The following is a 26,600-nucleotide window of genomic DNA, read 5'->3' as shown; positions in this document are numbered from 1 at the left end:
GTCCGGGAGCGGCGACTCCCGGACGGCACCGGCCTCACGGTGCGGGAAGGGCTACCAACGGCGGCGCGGCGCCGGTGGGTTGAGCTTGGCGGCGAGCGCCGAGAGGAAGGTCGGGAGCTTGTCGACCATGGCCTTGGGGACCGGGGTGGTCTCGACGCTGCCGGTTCGCACGTCCTCGACGAGGAGCGTGTACGTGCCGTTCTCCTCGACGAGTTCGGCGGCGAAGAGCAGCGTCCTGGTGGAGGTTTCCATCGGGGTTCCTAGGCTTGGGTGTCGTTGAGCCAGGCGGTCCACGCCGCGGTGGCCCGCTGCTCGTCGGCGTCCTCGGCGAACAGGTGGTGGCCGAGCCAGATCGGCACGTTCCAGGTGCTGCCGTTGAAGAACCGGTAGAGCGCGTCCGGGCCGCGCAGGCCGACGAAGTCGGGGCTGAGCCAGTCCACGACCACCTCCTCCGGGCCGCCGTCCGTACCGGGGACGTCGAGCCGCAGGCGGTCGCCGACGGCCGCGTCGGCGGCGAGGCCGAGGCGCAGCCGCAGGGCGGCGAAGTCGGCCGGGTCGGCGGTGGGTTCGGGGCGCGGGGCCCTGACGTAGACGGCGGGGCGGCCGGCGAAGTGCCGCAGGTACTCGGCGAGGCCGTGCTGGTAGAAGTCGACGTGCTTCTCGGCCGCGTCCGACTTGGCGTCCCACATCCAGGCCTCGTCGACGACGCCCGTGTGCACCCAGTGGATGCCCATCCGCAGGTGGCTCGTTCCGCCGTCGGCGGGCTCGATGTGGTAGCTGAGCGTGTTGGAGAACCCGCCGTCCTGGGTCGCCCGGACGGCGAACCGCCGCGGCGGCTCCCACGCCACGACGGTGGAGTCGCCCCGGCTGGCCTTCCCGCCGACGCGCGGCTCGACCTCCATCGGGTACAGCCAGCCGAGATTGCCGGCGCCGGTGGCGACCGCGTCCCAGACCTGTTCGGGCGTGGCGGGCAGGTCCTGTTCCCGGCGGACCTCGAACTCTCGGGCCATGGTCGGTACTCCTTCGTCGTCGTTCATGGTCAGTGGTCGTCGTTCATGGTCAGTAGGTGACCGGGAGGGCGCTCAGCCGCCGTTGCAGCGGGTTGGGCCGCCAGTCCAGCGCCGCCTCGTCGGCCAGCCGCAGCCCGGGCAGCCGACGCACCAGCGTGCCGATCGCCACCTCGGCCTGGAGCTTGGCCAGTGGGCCGCCGAGGCAGAAGTGCGGGCCGTGGCCGAAGGTCAGGTGCCGGTTGCCGGGGCGGGTGAGGTCGAGCCGGTCGGGGTCCTCGAAGCGGTCCGGGTCGCGGTTGGCCGCGGCGAGGAACAGGTACGCCAGGTCCCCCTCCCGCAGTGTCCGTCCGCCGATCTCCAGGTCCTCCGCGACGACCCGGACGATCGCCTGGGTCACCGTGTCGTAGCGGGCGAGCTCCTCGACGGCGCCGCGGATCAGCCCCGGATCCGCCCGCAGCCGGGCCAGTTGGTCCGGGTGGCGCAGCAGGGCGAGGACGCCGTTGTTGATCAGGTTGGCGGTGGTCTCGTCGCCGGCGGTGATCAGGACGAAGCAGGTGGACAGCAGTTCGGAGTCGGTGAGCCGCTCGTCCTGCGCCTGGGTGGCGACCAGGGCGCTGATCAGGTCGTCGCCCGGCGCGCGCCGGCGCTGCCGGATGAGCCCGGACAGGTACTCCTCGTACTGGTCGATCGCCGCCTCGGACTTGTCGATGTCCTCGGTGAGCCGACCGAAACGGCGGAACCAGCCCTTGACCCGCGGCCGGTCCTCCTCGGGGATGCCGAAGAGCTCGCAGACGACGGACATCGGCAGCGGGGCGGCGACGGCCTCGATCAGGTCCATGCTCCGCCCGGCCGCGACCGCCTCGTCGACGAGCCGGTCGACGATCCGCTGGACGCCGTCGCGCAGCGCTTCGACCCGGCGGGCGGTGAAGGCCCGGTTGGCCAGCTTGCGCAGCCGGCTGTGGTCCGGCGGGTCGGTGTTGGTCATCACCCGGCCGAGCCGGTCGGTGAGCCGGCTCAGGGCCTTCAGGTCGCCGCCGAGCGCGCTGTAGGCCCGGGTCATCCGGTCGCGGTCGTTGGACAGCCGCAGGTCGCCCAGGGCCGCCTCGATGTCGGCGTACCGGGTGAGGTACCAGATGCCCTGGTCGCTGCGGTGGACGGGGCTCTCCTGCCGCATGCGGGCGTAGAGGGGGTACGGGTCCCGCCGGGCCTCGGGGGTGAGCAGGTCCGCGGCGAAGTCGTGGGACGGGACGGGGTCGTGGGCCGGGGCGAGGCCCGCCGCGGGGCGGGCCTCGTCCGTGGTGTCGGTCGGGTTCACTACGGGCCGCGCTACTTCCGGGTGTCCATGGCGTCGGCGAGGCTCCTGGGCCGCATGTCGGTCCAGGACTTCTCGACGTACTCCAGGCAGGCGGCGTTGGTGTCGGGGCCGTGGACGACGGTCCAGCCGTCGGGGACGTCGGCGAACTGCGGCCAGAGCGAGTGCTGGTTCTCCTCGTTGACGAGCACGAGGAAGGTGCCGTCCTGGTCGTCGAAGGGGTTGGTCATGGGTCAGTCCTCCTGGTGGGAAAGGGTGGTGGTGCCGTCGGTGTCACCGACGGCCTCGGTGATCCTGGCGGCCAGGACCGGTCCGATCTGGGCCAGCGAGCCGGCCTGGGTCATCCGGTCGTGCCGGGTGGTGATCTCGTGGGACTCGATCCGGCCGGTGACGTAGGGGCGCCAGGTCTCGGGCCCGGCGTTGTCCTCGGCGCGGTCGATCGTGGAGTTGAACAGCAGCAGGTCCCCGTCGAAGCCGCCGGGGACGAAGTCGACCGCCAGCTTCGAGTTGTTGATCATGATCTCGACGATCACCTCGACCTGCCGCTCGGTCAGGCCGGCCAGCGCGCTGCCCCGCCGGTTCAGCACCTCGGCGACCTCGGCGTAGGTGATCTCCCGGTCGCCCAGCTCGTCCGGGTCGACGTCGAGCACGCCGACGAGCACGTCCCGCACGGTGGGCACCGGAGCCACCTCGAACCGCACCTCCTTCACCGGGTAGGCGTCGAGGATCGCCAGCAGTGCGGTCCGTTCGCCGCGCGACTGCAGCTCGCAGGCGAGCGCGTGGGCGATCAGCCCGCCGGCGGACCAGCCGAGCAGCAGGTACGGGCCCTCCGGCTGGATCTTCTGGATCTGGTCGGCGTAGTCCGCCGCCATCTCCTCGTAGGACGTCGGCAGGGGTTCGGGCCGGCCGAGGCCGCGCGCCTGGATGGCGTAGACCGGGTGCTGCGGGCCGAGGTGGTTCAGCAGTCCGCTGTACGACCAGCTGATGCCGCCGCCGGGGTGGACGCAGAACAGCGGCGTCCCGGTCCCGGTCGAGCGCAGCGGCAGCACCACGTCCAACGCGTCCTCGGGATTGTCCATGACCAGCCGCTCGGTGAGACCGGCCACGGTCGGCGCCTCGAACAGCATCCGCAGGCCCAGCTCCAGGCCGAGGGTCTCGCGGACCCGGGAGGCCAGCCGGGCGGCCAGCAGCGAGTGCCCGCCCAGGTCGAAGAAGTTGTCGTCGATGCCCACCTGCTCCCGGCCGAGGACCTCGGCGACGAGGCCGCACAGCAACTGCTCCTGCGGCGTCCGGGGGCCGCGCCCGGCGGTCGAGGACCCGTACTCGGGGGCCGGCAGGGCGGCCCGGTCGAGCTTGCCGTTGGCGGTCAGCGGCAGCGCGTCCACGGTGACGAACGCCGCCGGCACCATGTAGTCGGGCAGGTCGCGGCGCAGCCGGCCGGACAGCTCGCCCGCCTCGGGCGCCCCCTCCGGGGCGGGCACCAGGTAGGCGACCAGCCGCTTGTCCCCCGGCCGGTCCTCGCGGGCGACCACGGCCGCCTGGGCGACGCCCGGGCAGCCCGCCAGGACGGCCTCGATCTCGCCGGGTTCGATCCGCAGGCCGCGCAGCTTGACCTGGTGGTCGGCGCGTCCGGCGAAGTCCAGCGTGCCGTCGGTCCGCCAGGAGGCGAGGTCGCCGGTGCGGTACATCCGGCTGCCGGACGGCCCGTACGGGTCGGCGGTGAAGCGCTCCGCCGTCAGGCCGGCCCGTCCGAGGTAGCCGCGGGCCACGCCCGTCCCCGCGAGGTACAGCTCGCCGACCATGCCGGTCGGCACCGGGCGCAGCCGCTCGTCGAGCACGTAGGCGCGCATGTTCGCCATCGGCCGGCCGATCGGCACGGTCGCGGCGTGTTCGGGGAGGTCGTCCACCGGGTGCCGGGTGGCCAGGGTGGTGGCCTCGGTGGGCCCGTAGCCGTTGACCACCTCGATGCCGGGGCAGGCCTCCCGCACCCGGGCGACGGCGGCCGGGGAGACCACGTCGCCGCCGGTCCACACCTCGCGGACCCCGGCGAGCAGGCCCGGGCGCTCCTCGGCGACCAGGCGGAACAGTCCGGCCGTGAGCCACAGTCCGGTCACCCCGTGCGCGGTGATGGTGTGCTGGAGCAGGTCGAGGTCGAGCTGCTCCGGCGGCGCCACGACGACCCGGCCGCCGTTGAGCAGCGGCACCCACAGCTCGTAGGTGGAGAGGTCGAAGGCCGTCGGGGAGTGCATCAGCACCCGCGCGTGTCCGCCGCCCCGCCACTCGGGGGTGAGCGCGAGGCCCACCACGTCGCGGTGGGTGACGGCCACGCCCTTCGGCCGGCCGGTCGAGCCGGAGGTGTACATGATGTACGCCAACTGCTCCGGCACACAGGGGACTTCGACGTCGGACGGATCGGCGGCCGCGGACCGCTCCAGTGCGGTGAGCACCTCCCGGGTGAGCACCAGGGCGGCCCCGCTCTCCCGCAGGATCAGGTCGACCCGGGAGGAGGGGAAGCGCGGGTCCAGCGGCACGTAGGCGCCGCCGGCCTTGATGATCGCCAGGATCGCCACGACCAGCTCCGCCGAGCGGTCCAGCATGACCGCGACCGGCGTCTCCGGCCGTACGCCCTGGCGGATCAGCGCCCGCGCCAGGCGGGCGGCCCGCTGGTCGAGCTGCGCGTAGGTCAGCTCGGTGCCGCCCGCGACGACCGCGACCGCCTCCGGGGTGGCCCGCACCTGGCGGGCGAACAGCTCCGGCACCGCGGCCTCCGGCAGCTCGGCCGCGACGCCGGTGGACCCGGCGAGCAGTCGGCGGCGTTCCTCGGCGGGCATGATGTCGATCCGGCTGATCGGCCGGTCCGGGTCGGCGACCGCCGCGCGCAGCAGCCGGGCCAGACGCTCGAACAGCAGCTCCACGGTGGGCGCGTCGAACAGGTCGGTGGCGTACTCCACCGCGCCGACCAGGCCGTCGGGGACGCCGTCCGGGCCGAACCGCTCGGCCAGGCTGAAGGTCAGGTCGACCCGGGAGGTGCCGGTCGGCGCCGCCAGGTGGCCGGTCTCCAGCCCCGGCAGCGCGAACTCGCCGACCGGCGCGTTCTGCAGGGCCAGCATGATCTGGAACAGCGGGTGGTGGGCCAGCGACCGCGCGGGGTTGACCACCTCGACCAGGTACTCGAACGGCACGTCCTGGTGGTCGTACGCGCCGAGCGCCTTCTGCCGGACCCGGCCGAGCAGTTCGGCGAAGGTCGGGTCGCCGCCGGTGTCGGTGCGCAGTACCAGGGTGTTGACGAAGAACCCCACCAGCTCGTCCAGCGCCTGGTCGGTCCGGCCGGCGATCGGGCTGCCGACCGGGATGTCCGTGCCGGCGCCGAGCCGGGTGAGCAGGGCCGCGAGTCCGGCCTGGAGCACCATGAACATGCTGGCGCCGCGCGCGGCGGCCAGGTCCCGCAGGGCCTGGTGCAGTTCGGCGTCGAGCCGGACCGCGACCCCGTCGCCGCGCTGGGAGGCCACCGGCGGCCGCGGCCGGTCGGCGGGCAGCTGCAGTTGCTGCGGGACGCCGGCCAGCTCCTCCTTCCAGTAGGCCAGTTGCCGGGCGAACAGGCTGTCCGGGTCGGCGGCGTCACCGAGCAGGTCGCGCTGCCAGGCGCTGTAGTCGGCGTACTGCACCGGCAGCGGGGACCACCGCGGGGCCTCGCCGCGGCAGCGGGCCGCGTAGGCCGCGGCGAGGTCACCGGAGAGCGGGCCCATCGACCAGCCGTCGGCGGCGATGTGGTGCACCACGACCAGCAGGGCGTGCCGGTCGGGGGCGAGGGCGTACAGCTCCGCCCGGACCGGCGGCTCCGCGGCCAGGTCGAAGCCGCACCCGGCCGTCTCCGCCAGGCGCCCGGCCAGGGCGCTCTCGTCGATCTCCACCACCGGCAGTGCGGGGCGCGCCTGCTCGGCGCTCAGCACGACCTGGTACGGCACGCCGTCCGTCTCGCGGAACACCGTCCGCAGGCTCTCGTGCCGGGCCACCACGTCCGCGAGCGCGGCGTGCAGGGCCGGGCGGTCCAGCTCGCCGGTCAGGCTCAGCGCGAGCGGCATGTTGTAGGTGGCGCTCGGCCCATCCATCCGGTGCAGGAACCAGAGACGGCGCTGGGCGAAGGAGAGCGGCACCCGGTCGGGGCGGGCCTGGGCGGTCAGTGCGGGCCGCGCCGCTCCGGAGCCGTCCAGGCGGGCGGCCAGCCCGGCCACGGTGGGGGTCTCGAACAGCGTCCGGACCTCCAGCTCCGCACCGAGGGTCGCCCGGACCCGGGAGGCCAGGCGGGTCGCCAGCAGGGAGTGCCCGCCCAGGTCGAAGAAGCCGTCGTCGACGCCGACCGCGGGCAGGCCGAGCACCTCGGCGAACAGCTCGGCGAGGAGCTGCTCCTGCGGGGTGCGCGGCGCCCGTCCGACCGCGACCGGGCCGAGGTCGGGGGCGGGCAGAGCACGGCGGTCGAGCTTGCCGTTGGCCGTCAGGGGCAGCGCCTCCAGCGCCACGAACGCCGAGGGGACCAGGTAGTCGGGCAGCCGGTCCCGCAGCCAGTCGCGGAGTTCGCCCAGGAGGGCGCTGGTGCCCCGGTTGCCGGTCGGGCGGTTGGTCAGCGAGGACAGCTGCGCACCCGTGGCCCGGGCCGGCCGGTACGCCTCGACCGGGGAGCCGTGGAGCGCCCGGGGGTCGGTGAAGACGACGTCCACGGCGTCCGCCGCGGTGGCCGACCAGGTGACGGCCGTCGAGCGGCCGAACTCCGAGCCGAGGGCGTGGAAGTCCTCCGGGTCGGGCAGGTCGGCGTCCTCCGGGGCGTGCAGCCGTTCCAGCAGCTCGGCGAGCGAGCCGTCGCCGTCCTGCACCGCCCGGGCCAGTGCGGCCTCCCGCGCCACCCGGCTGTTCGGCACCCCGGTGATCCGCAGCGCTCCGAGGGGCGACTGGGCGAGCAGCTCGCGCAGTTCGGCCGGTCCGGCGACCTGCCGGCCCCAGGCCAGTTCGACGGACCGCTCCGGGGCCGCCGGGGTGACCGGCGGCTTGTGCAGCGTCACGTCGTAGCGGTAGCGGGTCAGCTCGTTGTGGTGGCGGCCGCGCTTGACCTCGACGACCGCCGTGCCGATGTCCGTGCCGTGCTCCCGCAGGGCGGTGAAGAAGTCCGGGTCGACCAGCAGCTCCTTCTCCACCCGCAAGGCCTGCTCCACCGTGCGGCGCACCGAAGCGAGGTCGGCGGCCTCGGCGACCCGGTGGAGCTGAACGGCGGTGGCCAGCGGGCGGAGCAGCCGCAGGTTGCGGACGTCGCCGACGAAGAGCGCGCCGCCGGGGGCCAGCAGCCCCATCAACTTCCCGATCACGTCGGCGAGGTAGTCGGCGGACGGGAAGTACTGCACCACCGAGTTGATCACGATGGTGTCGAACTCCCCGGCCGGGAGCCCGTCGGTGTCGTGCGCCGGGCGGGTCTGCAGGACGACCCGGCCGGCCAGCTCCTCCTGGCCGGCCACCTGGGCGGCCAGCGCGTCGATCGCGGTGGCGGAGAAGTCGGTCGCGAAGTACGTCTCGCAGTGCGGTGCGACCTGCGACAGGAGCAGACCGGTCCCGACGCCGACCTCCAGCACCCGGCGGGGGCGCAGGGCCAGGATGCGGGCCACCGTGGCGTCCCGCCACTCCCTCATCTGCTCGACCGGGATCGGGCTGGCGTCGTAACTGCTGTTCCAGCCCACGAAGTTCTGGCCGAAGCCGGCGTCCTCGGGAACGATCGGCAGGGCGTCGTAGATGTCCTGCCACTCGCCCACGTGGTCCGCTTCCAGGGCGCTGTCGCGGGCCTCCTCCTGGCGGGGGACGACGTAGCCGATGAGGCGGTCGTCCTGGGCGAGGACGGCGGCCCGGGCGACGGCGGGGTGCTCGGCCAGCGCCGTCTCGACCTCGCCGGGCTCGACCCGGAAGCCGCGCACCTTCACCTGCTCGTCGGCGCGGCCGACGTACTCCAACTGCCCGTCACCGAGCCAGCGGACCAGGTCGCCGGTGCGGTACATGCGCTCGCCCGGCTCGAACGGGCAGGCCACGAACCGTCCGGCGGTCAGGCCCGGCCGGTCCAGGTACCCGCGCGCCAGGCCCGCACCGGCGACGTAGAGCTCGCCGGGCACGCCGGGCGGCACCGGCCGCAGCCGGTCGTCCAGCACGTACACCCGGGCGTTGGCGATCGGCCGACCGATCGGCGGCACGCCCGCTCCCGCCGTCAGCGGGTCGCTCATGGTCGCGCACACCGTGGTCTCCGTCGGGCCGTACGCGTTGATCATCCGCCGGCCCGGCGCCCAGCGCGCCACCAGCTCCGGCGGGCAGGCCTCCCCCGCCACCACCAGCGTCGACACCGCCACCGAGCCCTCCGGCACGGCGGCCAGGACGGACGGCGGCACGGTCACATGGGTGACCGCGAGGCCCGGGTCGGCCAGTGCGGCGACCGGGTCCCCCGCCGGGGGCAGCACCAGAGCCGCGCCGCGCAGCAGGGCGGTGTAGATCTCCGACACCGAGGCGTCGAAGCTCGGCGAGGCGAACTGCAGCACCCGGCTGCCGGGTTCGATCGCGAACCGCTCGATCTGGGCGGCGACCAGGCTCGCCACACCGCCGTGGGGGACCACGACGCCCTTGGGGCGGCCGGTCGAACCCGAGGTGTAGATCACGTACGCCGGATTCCGGACGTCGAGAGCGACCTCCGGGTCGGTCTCCGGCCCGTCGCCCCCGGCCACCATGGCGGGGTCGTCGACCAGCAGCGCCGGGCGGGCGTCCGCCAACATGAAGTCGATCCGCGCCCGCGGGTACGCCGGATCCACCGGCAGGTACGCCGCCCCGGCCTTCAGGACGCCCAGGACGGCGACCACGGCTTCCACCGAGCGCGGCAGCGCCACCGCCACCAGTTGCTCCGGGCTTACCCCCTGGGAGATCAGCGAGTGCGCGAACCGATTGGCCCGGGCGTTCAATTGACGATACGTCAGTTCGATGTCGCCCCGGACGAGGGCGACCGCGTCCGGTGTCGCCGCCACCTGCGCCGCGAAGGCCAGCGGCACCGGAACCGCGGCCACCTCGCGGGCGGTCGCGTTGCCCCGCTCCAGCAGCCGGTGCCGCTCCTCGCCGTCGAGGAGGTCGACCGCGCCGATCGACCGGCCCGGGTCGGCGGTGACGGCCTCCAGCAGGAGCGTCCAGCGCCGTACCAGGGCCTCGACCGTCGAGCGGTCGAACAGGTCGGTGGCGTACTCCGCCGCGCCGACGATCCCGGCCGGGCTCCCGTCCGGACCGAACTGCTCGACGAGGCTCACCCCGAGGTCGAACTTGGCCGTTCCGGTGGCCACCGCGTAGGTGGCCACCTCCAGGCCCGGCAGCGAGAACCGGCCCATCGGGGCGTTCTGCACGGCCAGGATGGTCTGGAACAGCGGGTGGTGCGACAGCGACCGGGACGGGTTCAGCACCTCCACCAGGTGCTCGAAGGGCACGTCCTGGTGGGCGTACGCCGACAGCGCCGCCTCCCGCACCCGCTCGAGCAGTTCGGTGAAGCTCGGATCGCCGCTGGTGTCCGTCCGCAGCACCAGGGTGTTCACGAAGAACCCGACCAACTCGTCCAGTGCCTCGTCGGTCCGGCCCGCGATCGGCGAACCGATCGGGATGTCCGTGCCCGCGCCCAGCCGGGTGTACAGCGCCGCCAGCGCCGCCTGCAGCACCATGAACAGGCTGGTCCCGGTGGTCCGCGCCAACTCGGTCAGCGCGGCGTGCAGTTCGGGGCTCAGCTCCAGGCCGACGTGGTCCCCGTGCCAGCCGGCGACGGCCGGCCGCGGCCGGTCGGCGGGCAGTTGGAGCAGCTCCGGCAGGTCGGACAGCTGGCGCTTCCAGTAGTCGAGCTGCTCGGCGAACCGGCTCTGCGGGTCGGCGGCGTCGCCGAGCAGGTCGCGCTGCCAGAGCGTGTAGTCGGCGTACTGCACCGGCAGCTCCGACCAGCCCGGCGCGCGGCCCGTGCTCCGGGCGGCGTACGCCTCGGCGAGGTCGCGGGCCAGCGGGCCGGTGGACCAGCCGTCACCGGCGATGTGGTGCATCACCAACAGCAGCACGTGCTCGTCCGGCGCGACCGCGAACAGCTCCGCCCGCAGCGGCGGCTCCGCCGCCAGGTCGAAGGGCCGCCGGGCGAACTCGGCGAGCCGGCCGTGCAGTTCGTCCTGCGGGACCTCGGTCAGCCCGGCCCGGGGCCGGGCCTCGGCCGGGTCCAGGACCCGCTGGCACGGGACGCCGTCCACCTCCGGGAATACCGTCCGCAGGCTCTCGTGCCGGGCCGCCACGTCGGCCAGCGCCTCGTCCAGCGCCGCCCGGTCGAGCGTCCCGGTCAGCTGGAGGGCCAGCGGGATGTGGTACGTCGCGGCCGCGCCGTCCATGCGGTGCAGGAACCAGAGCCGGCGCTGGGCGAAGGACAGCGGCACGGCCTCCGGCCGCTCCCGTACGGCCAGTGTCGGGCGGGCGCTGCCCGCCTCGGCCAGCGCCCCGGCCAGACCCGCCACCGTGGACGTCTGGAACAGCGTGCGCAGTCTCAGCTCCACGCCGAGCACCGAGCGCACCCTGGCGGCCAGCCGGGTGGCGAGCAGGGAGTGCCCGCCGAGGTCGAAGAAGTCCTCGTCGACCCCGACCTGGGGCCGGCCCAGCACCTCGGCGAACAGCTCGCAGAGGATCTGCTCCTGCGGGGTGCGCGGCGCCCGGCCCACCGCCGTGGCCACGGACTCGGGCGCGGGCAGCGCCGCCCGGTCCAGCTTCCCGTTCGGCGTCAGCGGCAGCGCCTCCAGCAGCACGAACGCGGACGGGACCAGGTAGTCCGGCAGGCGCTCGCGCAGGTGCGCCGCCAGCTCCGCCGGACGGGCGGAAACGCCGGGCCTCGGAACCACATAGCCGACGAGGCGCTCGTCCCGGGCCAGGACCGTCGACTGCGCGACGGCGGGGTGCCCGGCCAGGGCCGCCTCGATCTCGCCGAGTTCGATCCGGAAGCCGCGGACCTTCACCTGGTCGTCGGCGCGGCCGACGTACTCAAGCTCACCGTCGGCGCGCCGAAGCACCAGGTCTCCGGTGCGGTACATCCGCTCCCCTGGCTCGAACGGGCAGGCCACGAACCGCCCGGCCGTCAGCCCCGGCCGGTCCAGGTAACCCCGGGCCAGACCCGCACCGGCGACGTACAACTCCCCCTGCACACCCGGCGGCACCAGGCGCAACCGGTCGTCCAGCACGTAGACCCGGAAGCCCGCGACCGCACGGCCGATCGGCGGCACGCCGGAGCCCGGCGCCAGCGGGTCGCTCATCGTCGCGCAGACCGTCGTCTCCGTCGGGCCGTACGCGTTGATCATCCGTCGGCCGGGCGCCCAGCGCGCCACCAGCTCCGGCGGGCACGCCTCCCCCGCCACCACCAGGGTGCCGGCCGTGACCTCGGCGCCGTCCACGGCCGCCAGGGCCGAGGGCGGCAGGGTCACATGGGTGACGCCGAGCCGGCGGTCCGTCAGCGACTCCAGCGGCGCTTCAGCCGAGGCCAGGACGAGGGCGGCGCCGCTGAGCAGGGCGCTGCAGACGTCCCAGAACGACGCGTCGAAGCTGGGCGAGGCGAACTGCAGCACCCTGCTGCCCGGCCCGACGCCGAGGCGCTCGACCTGCGCCGCCGCGAGTCCCGACACGCCGCCGTGGCTGACCACGACACCCTTGGGGCGGCCGGTCGAACCCGAGGTGTAGATCACGTACGCCGGGTGCCGGACGTCGAGAACGACCTCCGGGTCGCTCTCCGGCCCGTCGCCCTCAGCCACCATGGCGGGGTCGTCGACCACCAGCACCGGCCGGGCGTCCGCCAGCATGAAGTCGATCCGCGCCCGCGGGTACGCCGGGTCCACCGGCAGGTACGCCGCTCCGGCCTTCAGTACGCCGAGGACCGCCACCACCGACTCCACCGAGCGCGGCAGCGCCACCGCCACCAGCTGCTCCGGGCCCACGCCCCGGGCGATCAGCGCGTGAGCGAACCGGTTCGCCCGGGCGTCCAGCTCCCGGTACGTCAGCTCGGCCTCGCCGCAGACCAGCGCGACCGCGTCCGGCGCCGCCACCACCCGTGCCGCGAACAGCTCCGGCAGGCTCGCCCCGGCCGCCCCGCCGTCGACGGCGGGCAGCAGCTCGTGCCGCTCCTCGGCCGACAGCAGGTCGACCGAGCCGATCGGCTGCTCGGGTGCGGCGGCGACCGCGGTCAGCAGGCGGGTCCAGCGGGCGACCAGGGCCTCGACCGTCGAGCGGTCGAACAGGTCGGTGCTGTACTCCACCGCGCCGCTGAGCCCGGCCGGCGCGCCGTCGGGCCCGTGCTCCTCCGCGAACCCGAAGGTCAGGTCGAGCCGCGCGGTCCCCGTGAGGACGTTCACCCCGGAGACCCGGACGCCCGGCAGTTCGAAGTCGCCGCCCGGCGCGTTCTGGACGACCAGCCCGGTCTGGTACAGCGGGTGGTGGGAGAGCGACCGGGACGGGTTCAGCGCCTCCACCAGGTGCTCGAACGGCACGTCCTGGTGCGCGTACGCCGACAGCGCCGTCTCCCGGACCCGCCCGAGCAGTTCGGTGAAGCTCGGGTCGCCGCTGGTGTCGGTGCGCAGCACCAGGGTGTTGATGAAGAACCCGACCAACTCGTCGAGCGCCTCGTCGGTCCGGCCCGCGATCGGCGAGCCGATCGGGATGTCCGTGCCCGCGCCGAGCCGGGTGTACAGCGCCGCCAGCGCGGCCTGCAGCACCATGAACAGGGTCGCGCCCGAGCGTCGCGCCAACTCCACCAGTGCCGCGTGCAGTTCGGCGTCGAGCCGGACGTCCAGCAGGTCGCCGCCGTACGACATGGCGGCCGGGCGCGGCCGGTCCGCGGGCAGCGGGAGCTGCTCGGGCAGCCCGGCCAGCGCCTCCTTCCAGTAGGCGACCTGGCGGGCGAACAGGCTGTCGGCGTCGTGCTCGTCGCCGAGGATCTCGTGCTGCCACAGGGTGTAGTCGCCGTACGTCACCGGCAGCGGCGGCCAGTCCGGCGCCCCGCCGCCCTGGCGGGTGGTGTAGGCGGTGGCCAGGTCGCGGGCCAGCGGGCCCATGGACCAGCCGTCCCCGACGATGTGGTGCATGACCAGCATCAGCACGTGCTCGTCCGGCGCGACCGCGAACAACTCGGCCCGCAGCGGCACTTCCGAGGTCAGGTCGAAGCCGCGCACCGCGGCCTCGCGCAGCAGCGCGGGCACCTCCGCCTCACCGGCCGCGCGGACGGTCAGCGGGACGGCCGCCTCGGTGCTGTCCAGCACCCGCTGGAACGGGATTCCGGCGGTCTGCGGGAACACCGTGCGCAGGGTCTCGTGCCGGGCCACCACGTCGGCGAGCGCGGCGCTCAGCGCGGCCCGGTCGAGGCGGCCGGAGAGCCGCAGGGCCAGCGGCATGTGGTACGTCGCGCTGGGCGCCCCGAACTGCTGGAGGAACCAGAGCCGGCGCTGGGCGAAGGACAGCGGCAGCGGTTCCTCCCGGCGCGGCCTGGGCACCAGCGCCTGCCGCGCGGTGCCGGCGTCGTGCAGCCCGGCGGCCAGCCCGGCAGGTGTCGGGGTCCGGAACAGGCTGCGCAGCTCCAGCTCGACCCCGAGGGTCGCCCGGACCCGGGACACCAGCCGGGTGGCGAGCAGGGAGTGCCCGCCCAGCGCGAAGAAGTCCTCGTCGACCCCGATCCGGGCGAGGCCCAGCACCTCGGCGAACAGCTCGCACAGGATCTGCTCCTGCGGCGTCCGCGGCGCCCGGCCCGTCTCCCTGGCCGTGGCCTCGGGCGCGGGCAGCGCCGCCCGGTCCAGCTTCCCGTTCGGCGTCAGCGGCAGCGCGTCGAGCAGCATGAACGCGGACGGCACCAGGTAGTCCGGCACCCGGCCGCGCAGGTACGCCGTCAGCGCCGCCGCGGTCGCCCCGCTCCCGGCCGACGGGACGACGTACGCGACGATCCGGTCCTCGCGGGCGAGCACCGCGACCTGGGCGACGCCCGGGTGCGCGGTCAGCTCGGCCTCGATCTCGCCCGGCTCGACCCGGAAGCCGCGCACCTTCACCTGGTGGTCGACCCGGCCGGCGAACTCCAGCTCCCCGTCGGCCCGCCAGCGCACCAGGTCGCCGGTGCGGTACATCCGGCTGCCCGCCGGACCGTACGGGTCGGCGACGAAGCGTCCGGCGGTGAGCCCGGGCCGGTTCAGGTAGCCGCGGGCCAGGCCCGCCCCGGCCAGGTACAGCTCGCCCAGCACCCCGGGGGCGACCGGACGCAGGGCCGAATCCAGCACGTAGACCCGGCAGTTGGCGATCGGACGGCCGATCGGCACCGGCAGCGGGCAGTCCGCCGGGTCGGCCGGCAGCGGGTAGGCGGTGATCACATGGGTCTCGGCGGGGCCGTAGTGGTTGTGCAGCACCCGGCCGAGCCGACGGCCCTGGAAGCGGCGCACCGCACCGCTCAGGCGCATCGCCTCACCGGCCTGGGCGACCAGCCGCAGGTGCGGCAGCTCCAGCCCGGCCTCCTCGGCGGCCTCGGCGAGCGCCTCGACCACCAGGTTGGGCGCGAACAGCTCCTCGACCCCGTGCCGGTCCAGCCAGTGGGCGAACAGCTCGGCGCTGCGGCGCTGCTCCTCCGTCGGCACCACCAGGGTCTTGCCGTACAGCAGCGCGGAGAGCACCTCCTGCACCGAGACGTCGAAGCTGATCGCGGTGAACTGCGCGGTGCGCGTGCCGGGTTCGCCGCCGACGGCCTCGTGGTGCCAGGCCAGCAGGTTCAGCAGCCCGGCGGCGGGCATCACCACGGCCTTGGGCCGGCCGGTGGAGCCCGAGGTGTAGATGACGTAGGCCGGATGCCGTGCGTCCACGGTGACGACGGGGTCGGTCTCCGGGTGGTCCCCATCCGGTGTGACGGCCGCGGGGTCGTCGAGCACGACGGTCGGCCGGGCGTCCTCCAGCATGTACGCGATGCGGGCGGCCGGGTAGTCCGGGTCGACCGGCAGGTACCCCGCGCCGGTCTTGAGGACGGCGAGGACGGCGACCACCAGCTCGGCCGAGCGCGGCAGCCGCAGGGCGACGGTCTGCTCCGGCCCGACGCCCCTCGCGATCAGCGCGTGCGCCAGCCGGTTGGCCCGGGCGTTCAGCTCGCCGTACGTCAGCACGGTGGACTCGAACACCACGGCCGGGGCCTCCGGGGTCGCCCGGACCCGCGCCTCGAACAGGGCGGGCAGGCTCTCGACGGGCACCGGGCGGGCGGTGTCGTTGCGCACGACCAGCAGCTCGTGCCGCTCCTCGGCGGTGAGGACGTCGATCCGGCTCAGCGGCCGGTCCGGCTGGGCGACCACCGCCGCCAGCAGCCGCAGCCACCGGGCGAGCAGCGTCTCCACCGTGGCGTGGTCGAACAGGTCGGTGCTGTACTCGACCCGCCCGACGATGCCCTCGGCCGGCCCGCCGGTGCCGCCGTGCTCCAGCAGGTGGAAGCCGAGGTCGAACATCGCGGTGGGCGTGCGCACCAGGAGGATCTCGGAGTCCAGACCGTCCAGCGCGAACTCGGTGCGGGGCACGTTCTGCAGCGCGAGCAGCACCTGGAAGAGCGGCTGCCGGGCGAGCGACCGGGCCGGGTTGAGGGCCTCGACGACGTGCTCGAACGGCAGGTCCTGGTGGGCGTACGCGCCGAGCGCGCCCTCCCGGACCCGGGCCAGCAGCTCGGCGAAGGTCGGGTCGCCGCTGGTGTCGGTGCGCAGCACCAGGGTGTTGACGAAGAAGCCGACGAGGTCGTCCAGCGCCTGGTCGGTCCGGCCGGCGATCAGGCTGCCGACCGGGATGTCGGTGCCCGCGCCGAGCTTGTCCAGCAACGAGGCCAGGGCGGCCTGCAGCACCATGTAGACGCTGGCGCCGTGCTCCCGGCCCAACCGGACCAGTCCGGCGTGCAGTTCGGCGTCCAGTTCGATCGCGAGGTGGCCGCCGGCGTAGGAGGGGGTCGCGGGGCGGTGGCGGTCGGCGGGGAGCCGGAGCTGCTCCGGCAGGCCGGCCAGTGTCCGCGTCCAGTGGTCCGCCTGGCGGGCGAACAGGCTGTCCGGGTCCGCCGCGTCGCCGAGCAGGTCGCGCTGCCAGAGCGTGTAGTCGGCGTACTGCACGGGCAGCGGCGCCCACCGCGGCTCCTCGCCCCGGCGGCGGGCCGCGTACGCGGTGGCCAGGTCGGCCGCCAGCGGGCCCAGCGACCAGCCGTCACCGGCGATGTGGTGCATCACCAGGAGCAGCACGTGCTCCTCCGCCGAGAGCCCGAACACCTCGGCGCGCAGCGGCGGTTCGGCCGCGAGGTCGAATCCGCGCGCCGCTGCCGCCGCCAGCCGTTCCGGCAGGGCCGGTTCGTCGACCGGGGTGACCGACAGCGTCGGGCGTGCCGCTCCGGCGGGCAGCACCTGCTGGTGGGGAACCCCGTCCACGGCCGGGAAGACGGTGCGCAGGGTCTCGTGCCGGGCACTGACGTCGCCCAGCGCCGCCTCCAGGGCCGCCAGGTCCAGCGGTCCCGAGAGCCGCCATGCGAGCGGCATGTTGTAGACGGAGTCGGCGCCCTCCAGCTGGCGCAGGAACCACAGCCTCCGCTGGGCGGACGACAGCGGCACCAGCGCGGGCCGCTCCGCCCGTTCCAGGGCGAGCCGGGCCCGGCCGGCCCCGCCGAGGCCGGCGGCCAGCCCGGCCACCGTCGGCGTCTCGAAGAGGGCGCGCAGCTCCAGTTCCACCCCGAGGGCGGCCCGCGCCCGGGCGACCAGCCGGGTGGCGAGCAGGGAGTGCCCGCCGAGCTCGAAGAAGTCGTCGTCGGCCCCGACCTCGGCCACGCCCAGCATCTCGGCGAACAGCTCGGCGAGGACCTGCTCCTGCGGGGTGCGCGGGGCGCGGCCGGTCGTCGGCGCGGTATGGACGGGTGCGGGCAGCGCGCGCCGGTCCAGCTTGCCGGTGGCGGTCAGCGGCAGGCTCCCCAGGGGCACGAAGGCGGTCGGGACCATGTACTCCGGCAGTCGCTCGCGCAGGTGCGCCCGCAGCTCCTCCGGCCGGAGTTCCGCCCCGGTGACGGCCACCGGGTAGGCGACCAGCCGCGCGTCCCCGGCCCGGTCCTCCCGGACGGTCACGGCGACCTGGGCGACCTGCGGGTGTTCCGCCAACGCCGCCTCGACCTCGCCGAGTTCGATCCGGAAGCCGCGCACCTTGACCTGGTCGTCGGTCCGGCCGAGGAACTCCATGTTCCGGTCGGCGCCCCAGCGGACCAGGTCGCCGGTGCGGTACATGCGCGTGCCGGTCGGACCGAACGGGTCCGCCACGAAGCGTCCGGCGGTGAGGCCCGGCCGGTTCAGGTAGCCGCGGGCCAGGCCCGCCCCGGCGAGGTACAGCTCGCCCGCCACGCCCGCGGGCACCGGGCGCAGCGTGCTGTCGAGGACGTACAGCCGGAGGCCCCCGAGCGGCCGGCCGATCACCGGGCGCGGACTCGATCCCAGCGGTGCGACGACGGCGTCCACCGTGCATTCGGACGGCCCGTAGTAGTTCAGGCAGGACACGCCCTCGACGGCCCGCAGCCGCTCCCACAGCTGGTCCGGAACGGCCTCCCCGCCCATCGAGACCACCGAGGGACGGCGCTCCGGGTCGTCCAGGAGTCCCCGTGCGACGAGCTCGTGCAGGTAGGACGGGGTGGCGTTGACGTAGTCCAGCCCGGCGCGCCTGACGTAGTCGACGAAGGCGTCCGGGTCGGACCAGGTCGCCTCGTCCAGGACGTGCAGTTCGTGGCCCGCGTACAGGCTGGACAGCTGGTCGCAGGAGGCGTCGAACGACACCGAGGTGGTCAGCCCGATGCGCAGCCGCTCCTTCGTCCCCCGGGGGAACAGCAGCGGACGCTGGCTGACGAAGAGGTTGAGCAGGCCGCCGTGGGTCGACAGCACGCCCTTGGGCCTGCCGGTGGAACCGGAGGTGTAGATCACGTAGGCCGGGTGCCCCGGGTCGATGGCGACCAGCGGGTCCGTCGCCGGGCAGTCGGCCACCAGGGCGGCCGTCGCCGGGTCGTCGAGCACCAGCCACCCGGCCGGACCGGCCTCCGGCAGCCCGTCCCGGGTCCGGGCGTCGGTCACCACCAGGACCGGGCCTGCGTCGTCCAGCATGTGCCCTATCCGCGCGGCCGGGTACTCGGGATCGACCGGCACGTAGGCCGCCCCGGTCCGCAGCACGGCGAGGATCGCCACGACCAGTTCGGCCGACCTCGGCAGGGCGACCGCCACCAGGCGCTCCGGCCTCGCGCCCCGCGCGATCAGGGCGTGCGCCAGCCGCTTCGCCCGCGCGTCCAGCTCCGCGTACGTCAGCGAGACGTCCCCGCTCACCAGCGCCACCTGGTCCGGCGTCGCCCGCACCTGCGCCCGGAACAGCTCCGGCACGCTCGCGGCCGGGAGCTCCACCTCCGGTCCGGTGCCCAGGGCCGCCAGGTCGCCGTGCTCCTCGGCGGAGAGCAGGCCGTACCGGCTGAGCCGCCGCCGCGGGTCGGCGATCACGGCGCGGAGCAGCCGCTCCAGGCGCCCGAACATGGTTTCGACGGTGGCCGGGTCGTAGAGGTCGCCGGCGTACTCGACGAGCCCGTCGATCCCCTCCGGGGAACCGTCCGGCGCCTGCCGCTCGGACAGGGTGAAGATCAGGTCGAGCTTGGCGGTGGTCGTCGTCGACGGCATGTCGTCGACGTGCAGTCCGGGCGGCGCGAAGTCGGCCCGGGGCGCGTTCTGCAGCACCAGCATGACCTGGAACAGCGGGTGGTGCGCCAGCGAGCGCACCGGGTTGAGGGCCTCGACCAGGTGCTCGAACGGCAGGTCCTGGTGGGCGTACCCGGCCAGCGAGGTGTCCCGGACCCGGTCCAGCAGTTCGGCGAAGGTCGGATCGCCCGAGGTGTCGGTGCGGAAGACCAGGGTGTTGACGAAGTAGCCGACCAGCTCGTCCAGCGCCTGGTCGGTCCGGCCGGCGACCGGGCTGCCGACCGGGATGTCGTCGCCCGCGCCGAGCTTGCTCAGCAGCGCCGCCAGGCCGGCCTGGAGGACCATGAAGAGACTGGTGCCGTGCTCGCGGGCGAGCGCGCGCAGCGCACGGTGCAGTTCGGCGTCCAGTCCGGCGTGCACGAAGCCGCCCCGGTGCGAGGCGGCCGCCGGGCGGGGCCGGTCGGCGGGCAGCTGGATCCGCTCCGGGAGGCCGGCCAACTGCCGTGTCCAGTAGGCCGCCTGGCGGGCGAACGGGCTGTCCGGGTCGGTGGAGTCGCCGAGCAGCTCGTGCTGCCACAGGGTGTAGTCGGCGTACTGGACCGGCAGGCCCTCCCATCGCGGTGCCCCGCCGTGGCGGCGCGCCGCGTAGGCGGCGGTCAGGTCCTGCGTGAGCGGGCCCAGCGACCAGCCGTCACCCGCGATGTGGTGGAGCACCAGCTGGAACACGTGCTCGTCCGGCGCCAGTTCGAACAGCTCGACCCGCAGCGGCGCGTCGGCCGCCAGGTCGAACGGCCGGTCCTTCGCCGCCGCCATCAGGGTGGGCAGCCCGGCCTCCGTGGCTCGGCTCACGAGCAGCCGCGGGCGGGCCGCCACGACGCCCAGCACCCGCTGGTGCGGGACGCCGTCGACGGCCGGGAAGACGGTCCGCAGGCTCTCGTGCCGTCCGACCACGTCCGCGAGGGCGGCCTCCAGGGCCCGCCGGTCCAGCTCCCCGGAGAGCCGCCAGGCCAGCGCGATGTGGTAGTTCGCGCCGGCGCCCTCCAGCTGGTGCAGGAACCAGAGCCGCCGCTGCGCGAAGGACAGCGGGACCGCCTCGGGGCGCTCGCGCCGCACCAGGGCGGTCTGCGCCGGTCCGGCCGCCACCAGGGCGGCGGCCAGGCCGGCCGGGGTCGGCGCCTCGAACAGGGTGCGCAGCGGCATCTCCACGCCGAGCGTCGCGCGGATCCGGGCGGCCAGGCGGGTGGCGAGCAGGGAGTGCCCGCCCAGGTCGAAGAAGCCGTCCTCGACGCCGGCCGACGCCACGCCCAGGACCTCGGCGAACAGCTCGCAGAGCACCTGCTCCTGCGGGGTGCGCGGGGCACGGCCGGAGGCCGCCGGGGCGAGGTCGGGGGCGGGCAGGGCCCGGTGGTCCAGCTTGCCGTTGGCGGTCAGCGGCAGCGCGTCCAGGACGACGAACGCCGAGGGCACCATGTGCTCCGGCAGCCGCTCGGTGAGGCGCTCGCGCAGCTCGGCCGGGCTCGGCGCGGCGCCCGGGGCCGGCACCAGGTAGGCGACCAGCCGGGTGTCGTCGGCCCGGTCCTGCCGGGCGAGGACGGCGACCTGGGCAACGCCGGGGTGCGCGGCCAGCGCCGCCTCGATCTCGCCGAGCTCGATCCGGAAGCCGCGCACCTTCACCTGCTGGTCGGCGCGGCCGACGTAGCTCAGGCCGCCGTCGGCGGCGCGGCGCACCACGTCGCCGCTGCGGTACATCCGGCTGCCCGCCGGTCCGAACGGGTCCGCCACGAACCGTCCGGCGGTCAGGCCGGGCCGGTTCAGGTAGCCGCGCGCCAGGCCGGGGCCCGCGACGTACAGCTCGCCGGCCACGCCCGGGGCCACCGGCCGCAGGCCGTCGTCGAGCACGTACGTCCGCAGGTCCGGGAGGGCCGCGCCGATCCCGCCGGCGCCGGTGCCGGACCGGTCGAGCGCGGCGTGGGTGACGTGCACGGTGGTCTCGGTGATGCCGTACATGTTGACCAGCCGCGGCGCGTCCTCCGGGTGCCGCTCGTACCAGCTCGCCAGCCGGGCGTGCTCCAGCGCCTCGCCGCCGAACACGACGGTGCGCAGGGCGAGTTCACGCGGCTGCTCGGCGTCCGCCTGCATCAGCTGGTAGAAGGCGGACGGCGTCTGGTTGAGGACGGTCACCCGCTCGCGGGCGAGGAGTTCCAGGAACCGGCCGGGCGAGCGGCTGGTCTCGTGGTCCACGACCACCAGGCGGCCGCCGTGCAGCAGCGGGCCCCACAGCTCCCAGACGGAGAAGTCGAAGGCGTAGGAGTGGAAGAGCGTCCAGACGTCCTCGGCGGTGAAGCCGAACAGCTCCTCCGTCGTCCGGAACAGGCGCACCACGTTGCGGTGCGGGACCACGACGCCCTTGGGGTTGCCGGTGGAGCCGGAAGTGTGGATGACGTAGGCGGCGTGGCCGGGGTCGACGGCGACCCCCGGGTCGGTGTCCGGCCGCCCGTCCAGGTCGGCGGTATCCAGCAGCAGCCGGTCCAGGTGGTCCGCCCCCGGCAGCTCACCGACGGCGCTCGTCGTGACGAGCAGCGCGGGCCGGGTGTCCTGGAGCAGGTAGGAGATCCGGGCCGCCGGGTACGTCGGGTCCACCGGCACGTAGGCGCCGCCGGCCTTGAGCACCGCGAGGACGGCCACGACCAGCTCCGCCGAGCGCGGCAGGGCCAGGGCCACCAGCTGCTCCGGGCCCACACCCCGCTCGATCAGCGCGTGCGCGAGCCGGTTGACCCTGGCGTTCAACTCGCCGTAGGAGAAGGTTGCTTCACCGTCCGTGAGGGCGACGGCGGCCGGGTCGGCCCGGACCTGCCGCTCGAAGAGCGCGGTCAGGCTGCTGCCCGGCGCGTCCTCCTCCTCGGTACGGGCCGGGAGCAGCGCGCGGAGCTCGTCGGCGGACAGCACGTCCACCCGGCCGATCCGTCGGCCCGGGTCGGCGACGACGGCGCGCAGCAGCCGCAGCCACCGGTCGACGATGCCCGCCGCGGTGGCCTCGTCGAACAGGTCGGTGCTGTACTCCAGGACGCCCGAGAGGCCCTCGGGCTGTTCGGCCAGAATGAAGGTCAGGTCGCACTTGGCCGTCCCGGTGTGCACCAGGTCGGTCGTCACCCTCAGTCCGGGCAGGTCGACGGTGTCGAGCGGCGCGTTCTGCAGGGCGAGCATGGTCTGGAACAGCGGGTGGTGCGCCAGGGTCCGGGTCGGGTTCAGCGCCTCCACCAGGTGCTCGAACGGCACGTCCTGGTGGGCGTACGCGGCCAGCGCGTCGGAGCGCACCCGGCCCAGCAGTTCGGTGAAGGACGGGTCGCCGGAGAGGTCGGTGCGCAGCACCAGGGTGTTGACGAAGAAGCCGACCAGGTCGTCCAGGGCCTCGTCGGTGCGGCCGGCGATCGGGGTGCCGATCGGGACGTCGCTGCCCGCGCCGAGCTTGCCCAGCAGGGCGGCCAGCCCGGCCTGGAGCACCATGAAGAGGCTGGCGCCGCCGTCGCGGGCGAGGTCGCGCAGGCCCTGGTGCAGCTCGGCGTCGATCCGCACCGGCAGGTGGGCGCCCCGGTAGGACATCACCGCCGGGCGGGGCCGGTCGAAGGGCAGCTCCACCTGCTCGGGCAGGTCCGCCAACCGCTCCCGCCAGTAGGCGAGCTGGCCGCTCAGCAGGCTGTCCGGGTCGGCGCCGTCACCGAGCAGCTCCCGCTGCCAGAGGGCGTAGTCGGCGTACTGGACGGGCAGTGGCGACCACGGCGGCTTCGCGCCCCCGGTACGGGCCGCGTAGGCGGTCCGCAGGTCCCGCAGGAGCGGCCCCGCCGACCAGCCGTCACCGGCGATGTGGTGCACGACCAGCAGCAGCACGTGCTCCTCGGCGCCGAGCCGGAACAGCTCGGCGCGCAGCGGCGGCTCCTCGGCGAGCTCGAAGCCGTACCGCGCCGCCTCTCCCAGCAGGTCCGGCAGCTCGCGCCCGCCGGCCTCGGTCACCCGCAGCCGCGGCCGGGCCTCGTCGGCCTCCAGGACCCGCTGGCACGGCACGCCGTCGACCACCGGGAAGACGGTGCGCAGGCTCTCGTGCCGCTCGACCAGGTCCGCCAGGGCGGCGTCCAGGGCCCGCTGGTCGAGGGTTCCGCCGAGCCGCAGCGCCAGCGGGATGTTGTACGTGGCGCTCGGGCCCTCCATGCGGTGCAGGAACCACAGCCGGCGCTGCGCGAAGGACAGCGGGACGGCCGCGGGCCGCTCGCGCCGCCCCAGCGCCGGGCGGGCCCGGCCCGCGACGTCCACCGCCGCGGCCAGTCCCGCCACCGTCGGCGCGTCGAACAGGTCGCGCAGCCCCAGCTCCACGCCCAGCACCGACCGGGCCCGGGCGACCAGCCGGGTGGCCAGCAGGGAGTGCCCGCCGAGGTCGAAGAAGTCGTCGTCGGCGCCGGCCTCCGGCACGCCGAGCACCTCGGCGAACAGCCCGGCGAGCAGCTGCTCGGTCGCGGTGCGCGGTGCGCGGCCCCGGTCGGCGGGCTGCCGGTCGGGCGCGGGGAGAGCCCGCCGGTCGAGCTTCCCGTTCGGCGTCAGGGGCAGGGCGTCCAGCAGCACGAAGGCCGAGGGCACCATGTGCTTGGGCAGCCGCTCCCGGAGGTGTTCGCGCAGGGCGGTGTCGGTGACCGTGGCGCCGGGCTCGGCGACGGCGTAGGCGACCAGCCGGGGCTCGTCCTCGGTGCGCACCACGGCGGCGGCCCCGGCGACCAGCGGGTGCTCGGCGAGGACGGCCTCGACCTCGCCAAGCTCCACCCGGAAGCCGCGGACCTTGACCTGGTCGTCGGTGCGCCCGAGGAACTCCAGCTGCCCCTCGGCGTTCCAGCGCACCAGGTCGCCGGTGCGGTACATGCGCGAGCCGGCCGGACCGTACGGATCGGCGACGAACCGCCCGGCGGTGAGGCCCGGCCGGTTCAGGTAGCCGCGGGCCAGGCCGGGCCCGGCGATGTACAGCTCGCCGGGCGTGCCGGCCGGCAGCGGCCGCAGGGCGCCGTCGAGCACGTGGAGCCGGACGTTGGTGGCGGGCCGGCCGATGACCGGGAGCGGGCTCGACCCCACGGAGGCGACCACCGGGTTGACGGTGCACTCGGACGGTCCGTAGAGGTTGAGGCAGGACACCCCGTCCGCCGCCCGCAGTTCCGCCCACAGCCGCTCCGGGACGGCCTCGCCACCGGCCGCGACCAGCGCCGGGCGCCGGTTCCCGTCGGCCAGGAGCCCGTGGGCGACCAGGACCTGGAGGTAGGACGGGGTGGCTTCGACGTAGTCCAGCCCGTGGCGCGCCGCGTAGCCGACGAAGGCGTCGGGGTCGGTCCAGGTCTCGTGGTCCAGGACGTGCAGCTCGTGGCCCGCGAACAGGGCGAGCAGCTGGTTCCACGAGGCGTCGAACGACACCGACGTCGTCAGGGCCACCCGCCGCCGCGGCCGGTCGCCCGTCACCGGCGGGAGGTGAACCTGCCGGAGGTCGGTGAGCAGGTTGAGCAGGCCGCCGTGGGTCGGCGCCACGCCCTTGGGCCGGCCGGTGGAGCCGGAGGTGTGGATGACGTACGCCGGGTGGCCCGGGTCGACGGCCGCCATCGGGTCGGCCGGCGACTGGCCGTTCACCAGGTCGGCCGTCGCCGGGTCGTCGAGCACCAGCCGGTCGACGGAGCCCTCCCCCGGCAGCCGCCCCGCGCTGAGGGTGTCGGTCACCACCAGGGCCGGGCGGGCGTCGTCGAGCAGGTGGGCGATCCGGGCGGCGGGGTACTCGGGATCGACCGGGACGTAGGCCGCTCCGGTCTTCAGCACCGCGAGGATCGCCACGACCAGTTCGGCCGACCTCGGCAGCGCCACCGCCACTAACCGCTCCGGCCCGGCGCCCCGGGCGATCAGGGCGTGCGCCAGCCGGTTCGCCCGCGCGTCCAGCTCCCCGTAGGTCAGCGACGCTTCCGGCCCCACCACCGCGACGACGTCCGGCGTGGCCCGCGCGTGCTTGCGGAACAGCTCCGGCAGGGTCTCGGCCGGGAGTTCCGCCGTCGGCCCGGTGCCGAGGGCGGCCACCTCGCGGTGCTCCTCGGCGGTGAGCAGGTCGATCCGGGCCAGCGGCTCGTCCGGGTCGCAGTCCGCGACGGCGTCGAGCAGGGCGATCAGCCGCTGCTGGTGGGCGGCGAGGTCGTCCGCGCCGTACGCCTCGGGCGAGCCGTGCAGCCTGAGCAGCGGCGGTTTGCCGTCCCGGTAGTCGAACACCCAGACGGCCAGGTCGCTGGTCGACCCCGACACGAAGTGGTGCACGGAGGCGGGGTGCCCGGCGAAGGTCGGCCGGGAGTTGAAGGCCATGATGTTGACGATCAGCGGGAACGCCGTCCCGATGCTGCCGGGGGCCCCGAGGTCCCGCAGCAGGTCCTCGCTCCGGTACCGCTCGTGCGCGACGGCCGCCTCGACCTCCCGCGCCGCCTGGGCGACGAGGTCGCCCCACGGCATGTCCGGTCGTACGGTCAGCCGCAGGGGCACCACGTTGGACATCGTGCCGGGCACCGCCGTCAGGTCGCGGTCGGCGGACCGCCGGGCCGTGACGGGGAGGGCGAGCACCACGTCCCGCGTTCCGGTCAGCCGGTGCGCGTAGAGCGCCGCCGCCGCGACCACCAGGCGGGACCAGCGGACGCCGGTCCTCGCCGCCGCGGCGCGCAGCGCGTCCGGGCGCCGCAGTTCCCGCTCCTCGGCCAGCCGCAGCGCGCGGTCCGGGTCGGTCGGGGCCGTGCGGGTCAGCCGGGTCGGTTCCGGCCGGTCGGCGAATCGTTCCGTCCAGTAGTCGCGGTCGGCGGTGAAGTCCGCCGACGCGCGGTAGGCGGCGTCGCTGTCGACCAGGTCCCGCAGCGGGCCGAACGGGGACGGCGGCACCGGGCCGCCGTCGGCCAGCGCCGAGTACACCTCGCCGACCCGCCCGCGGACCATCGAGCTGCTGATCGCGTCCAGCACCACGTGGTGGTAGTTCAGGTACCAGAGGTACTCGGTCGGCGACAGCCGGATCAGCGCGTGGCCGAACAGCGGGTCGCGCGCGAGGTCCAGCGGGCGCAGCAGGTCCCGCTCCATCCACTCCAGGGCCGCCGCACGGGGTTCGGGCTCCCCGCTGAGGTCCAGGTGGGCCGGTGCCCAGTCCCAGGTCTCGCGGAGGACCTGGCGCGGGCCCTCGCCGTCGTCGACGAAGGTCACGTGCAGGGCGTCGACCTCGTCGACCACCCGGCGCAGCGCCGTCTCGAACAGCCCGGCGTCGACCGGCCCGTGGATCTCCAGGCACTCGCCGACGCGGTAGCCGGGGATCGGTGTCCGGGAGCGCTGTTCGGCGAGCCAGATCTCGCGCTGGGCCCCGGTCAGGGGAAGGACGTCGCCGTCGCGACGGGACATGGGAAGACCTCCGGAAGAGTGTGGGCGGGCAGGCGCGCAGGACGCGCCGACTGCGGTGGCGTCACGCTGTCGGCGGGCGGAGCGGCCTGGTCGGTGGCGTCACGCTGT

General features: G+C 75.0%; 5 protein-coding genes. All 5 read right to left on the bottom strand.

Features of this window, described 5'->3' with window-relative positions:
- Window positions 1–51: 51 nt before the first annotated feature.
- The 5 genes from ACFU7Z_RS02190 to ACFU7Z_RS02170 are packed head-to-tail and all read right to left on the bottom strand — an operon-like array spanning window position 52 to window position 26,492.
- Entirely contained in the window at window positions 52–252 is a 201-nt protein-coding gene (locus ACFU7Z_RS02190; protein ID WP_049649157.1) for a hypothetical protein, read from the bottom strand.
- An 8-nt stretch (window positions 253–260) separates the two neighbouring features.
- Window positions 261–1,010, bottom strand: a complete 750-nt coding sequence (locus ACFU7Z_RS02185; protein WP_380775374.1) for an SRPBCC domain-containing protein — start codon at window positions 1,008–1,010, stop codon at window positions 261–263.
- A gap of 49 nt (window positions 1,011–1,059) precedes the next feature.
- Window positions 1,060–2,325 (bottom strand): cytochrome P450, encoded by a 1,266-nt coding sequence (locus tag ACFU7Z_RS02180; protein WP_380775372.1) that lies wholly within the window; start codon window positions 2,323–2,325, stop codon window positions 1,060–1,062.
- Between the two features lie 11 nt (window positions 2,326–2,336).
- Window positions 2,337–2,552 carry an MbtH family protein gene (locus ACFU7Z_RS02175; RefSeq protein ID WP_074005862.1) on the bottom strand — a complete coding sequence of 72 codons (216 nt, stop codon included), beginning with the start codon at window positions 2,550–2,552 and terminating at the stop codon, window positions 2,337–2,339.
- A gap of 3 nt (window positions 2,553–2,555) precedes the next feature.
- On the bottom strand, window positions 2,556–26,492 hold the full coding sequence (locus tag ACFU7Z_RS02170; RefSeq protein WP_380775369.1) for a non-ribosomal peptide synthase/polyketide synthase: 23,937 nt from the start codon (window positions 26,490–26,492) through the stop codon (window positions 2,556–2,558).
- Window positions 26,493–26,600: the final 108 nt, after the last annotated feature.

Origin of the sequence: Kitasatospora sp. NPDC057518 (assembly GCF_042802075.1) — a bacterium.
Taxonomy (GTDB): Bacteria; Actinomycetota; Actinomycetes; order Streptomycetales; family Streptomycetaceae; genus Kitasatospora.
The sequence above is the reverse complement of the archived record's forward strand: the minus strand, read 5'-3'. Positions and strand labels throughout refer to the sequence as shown.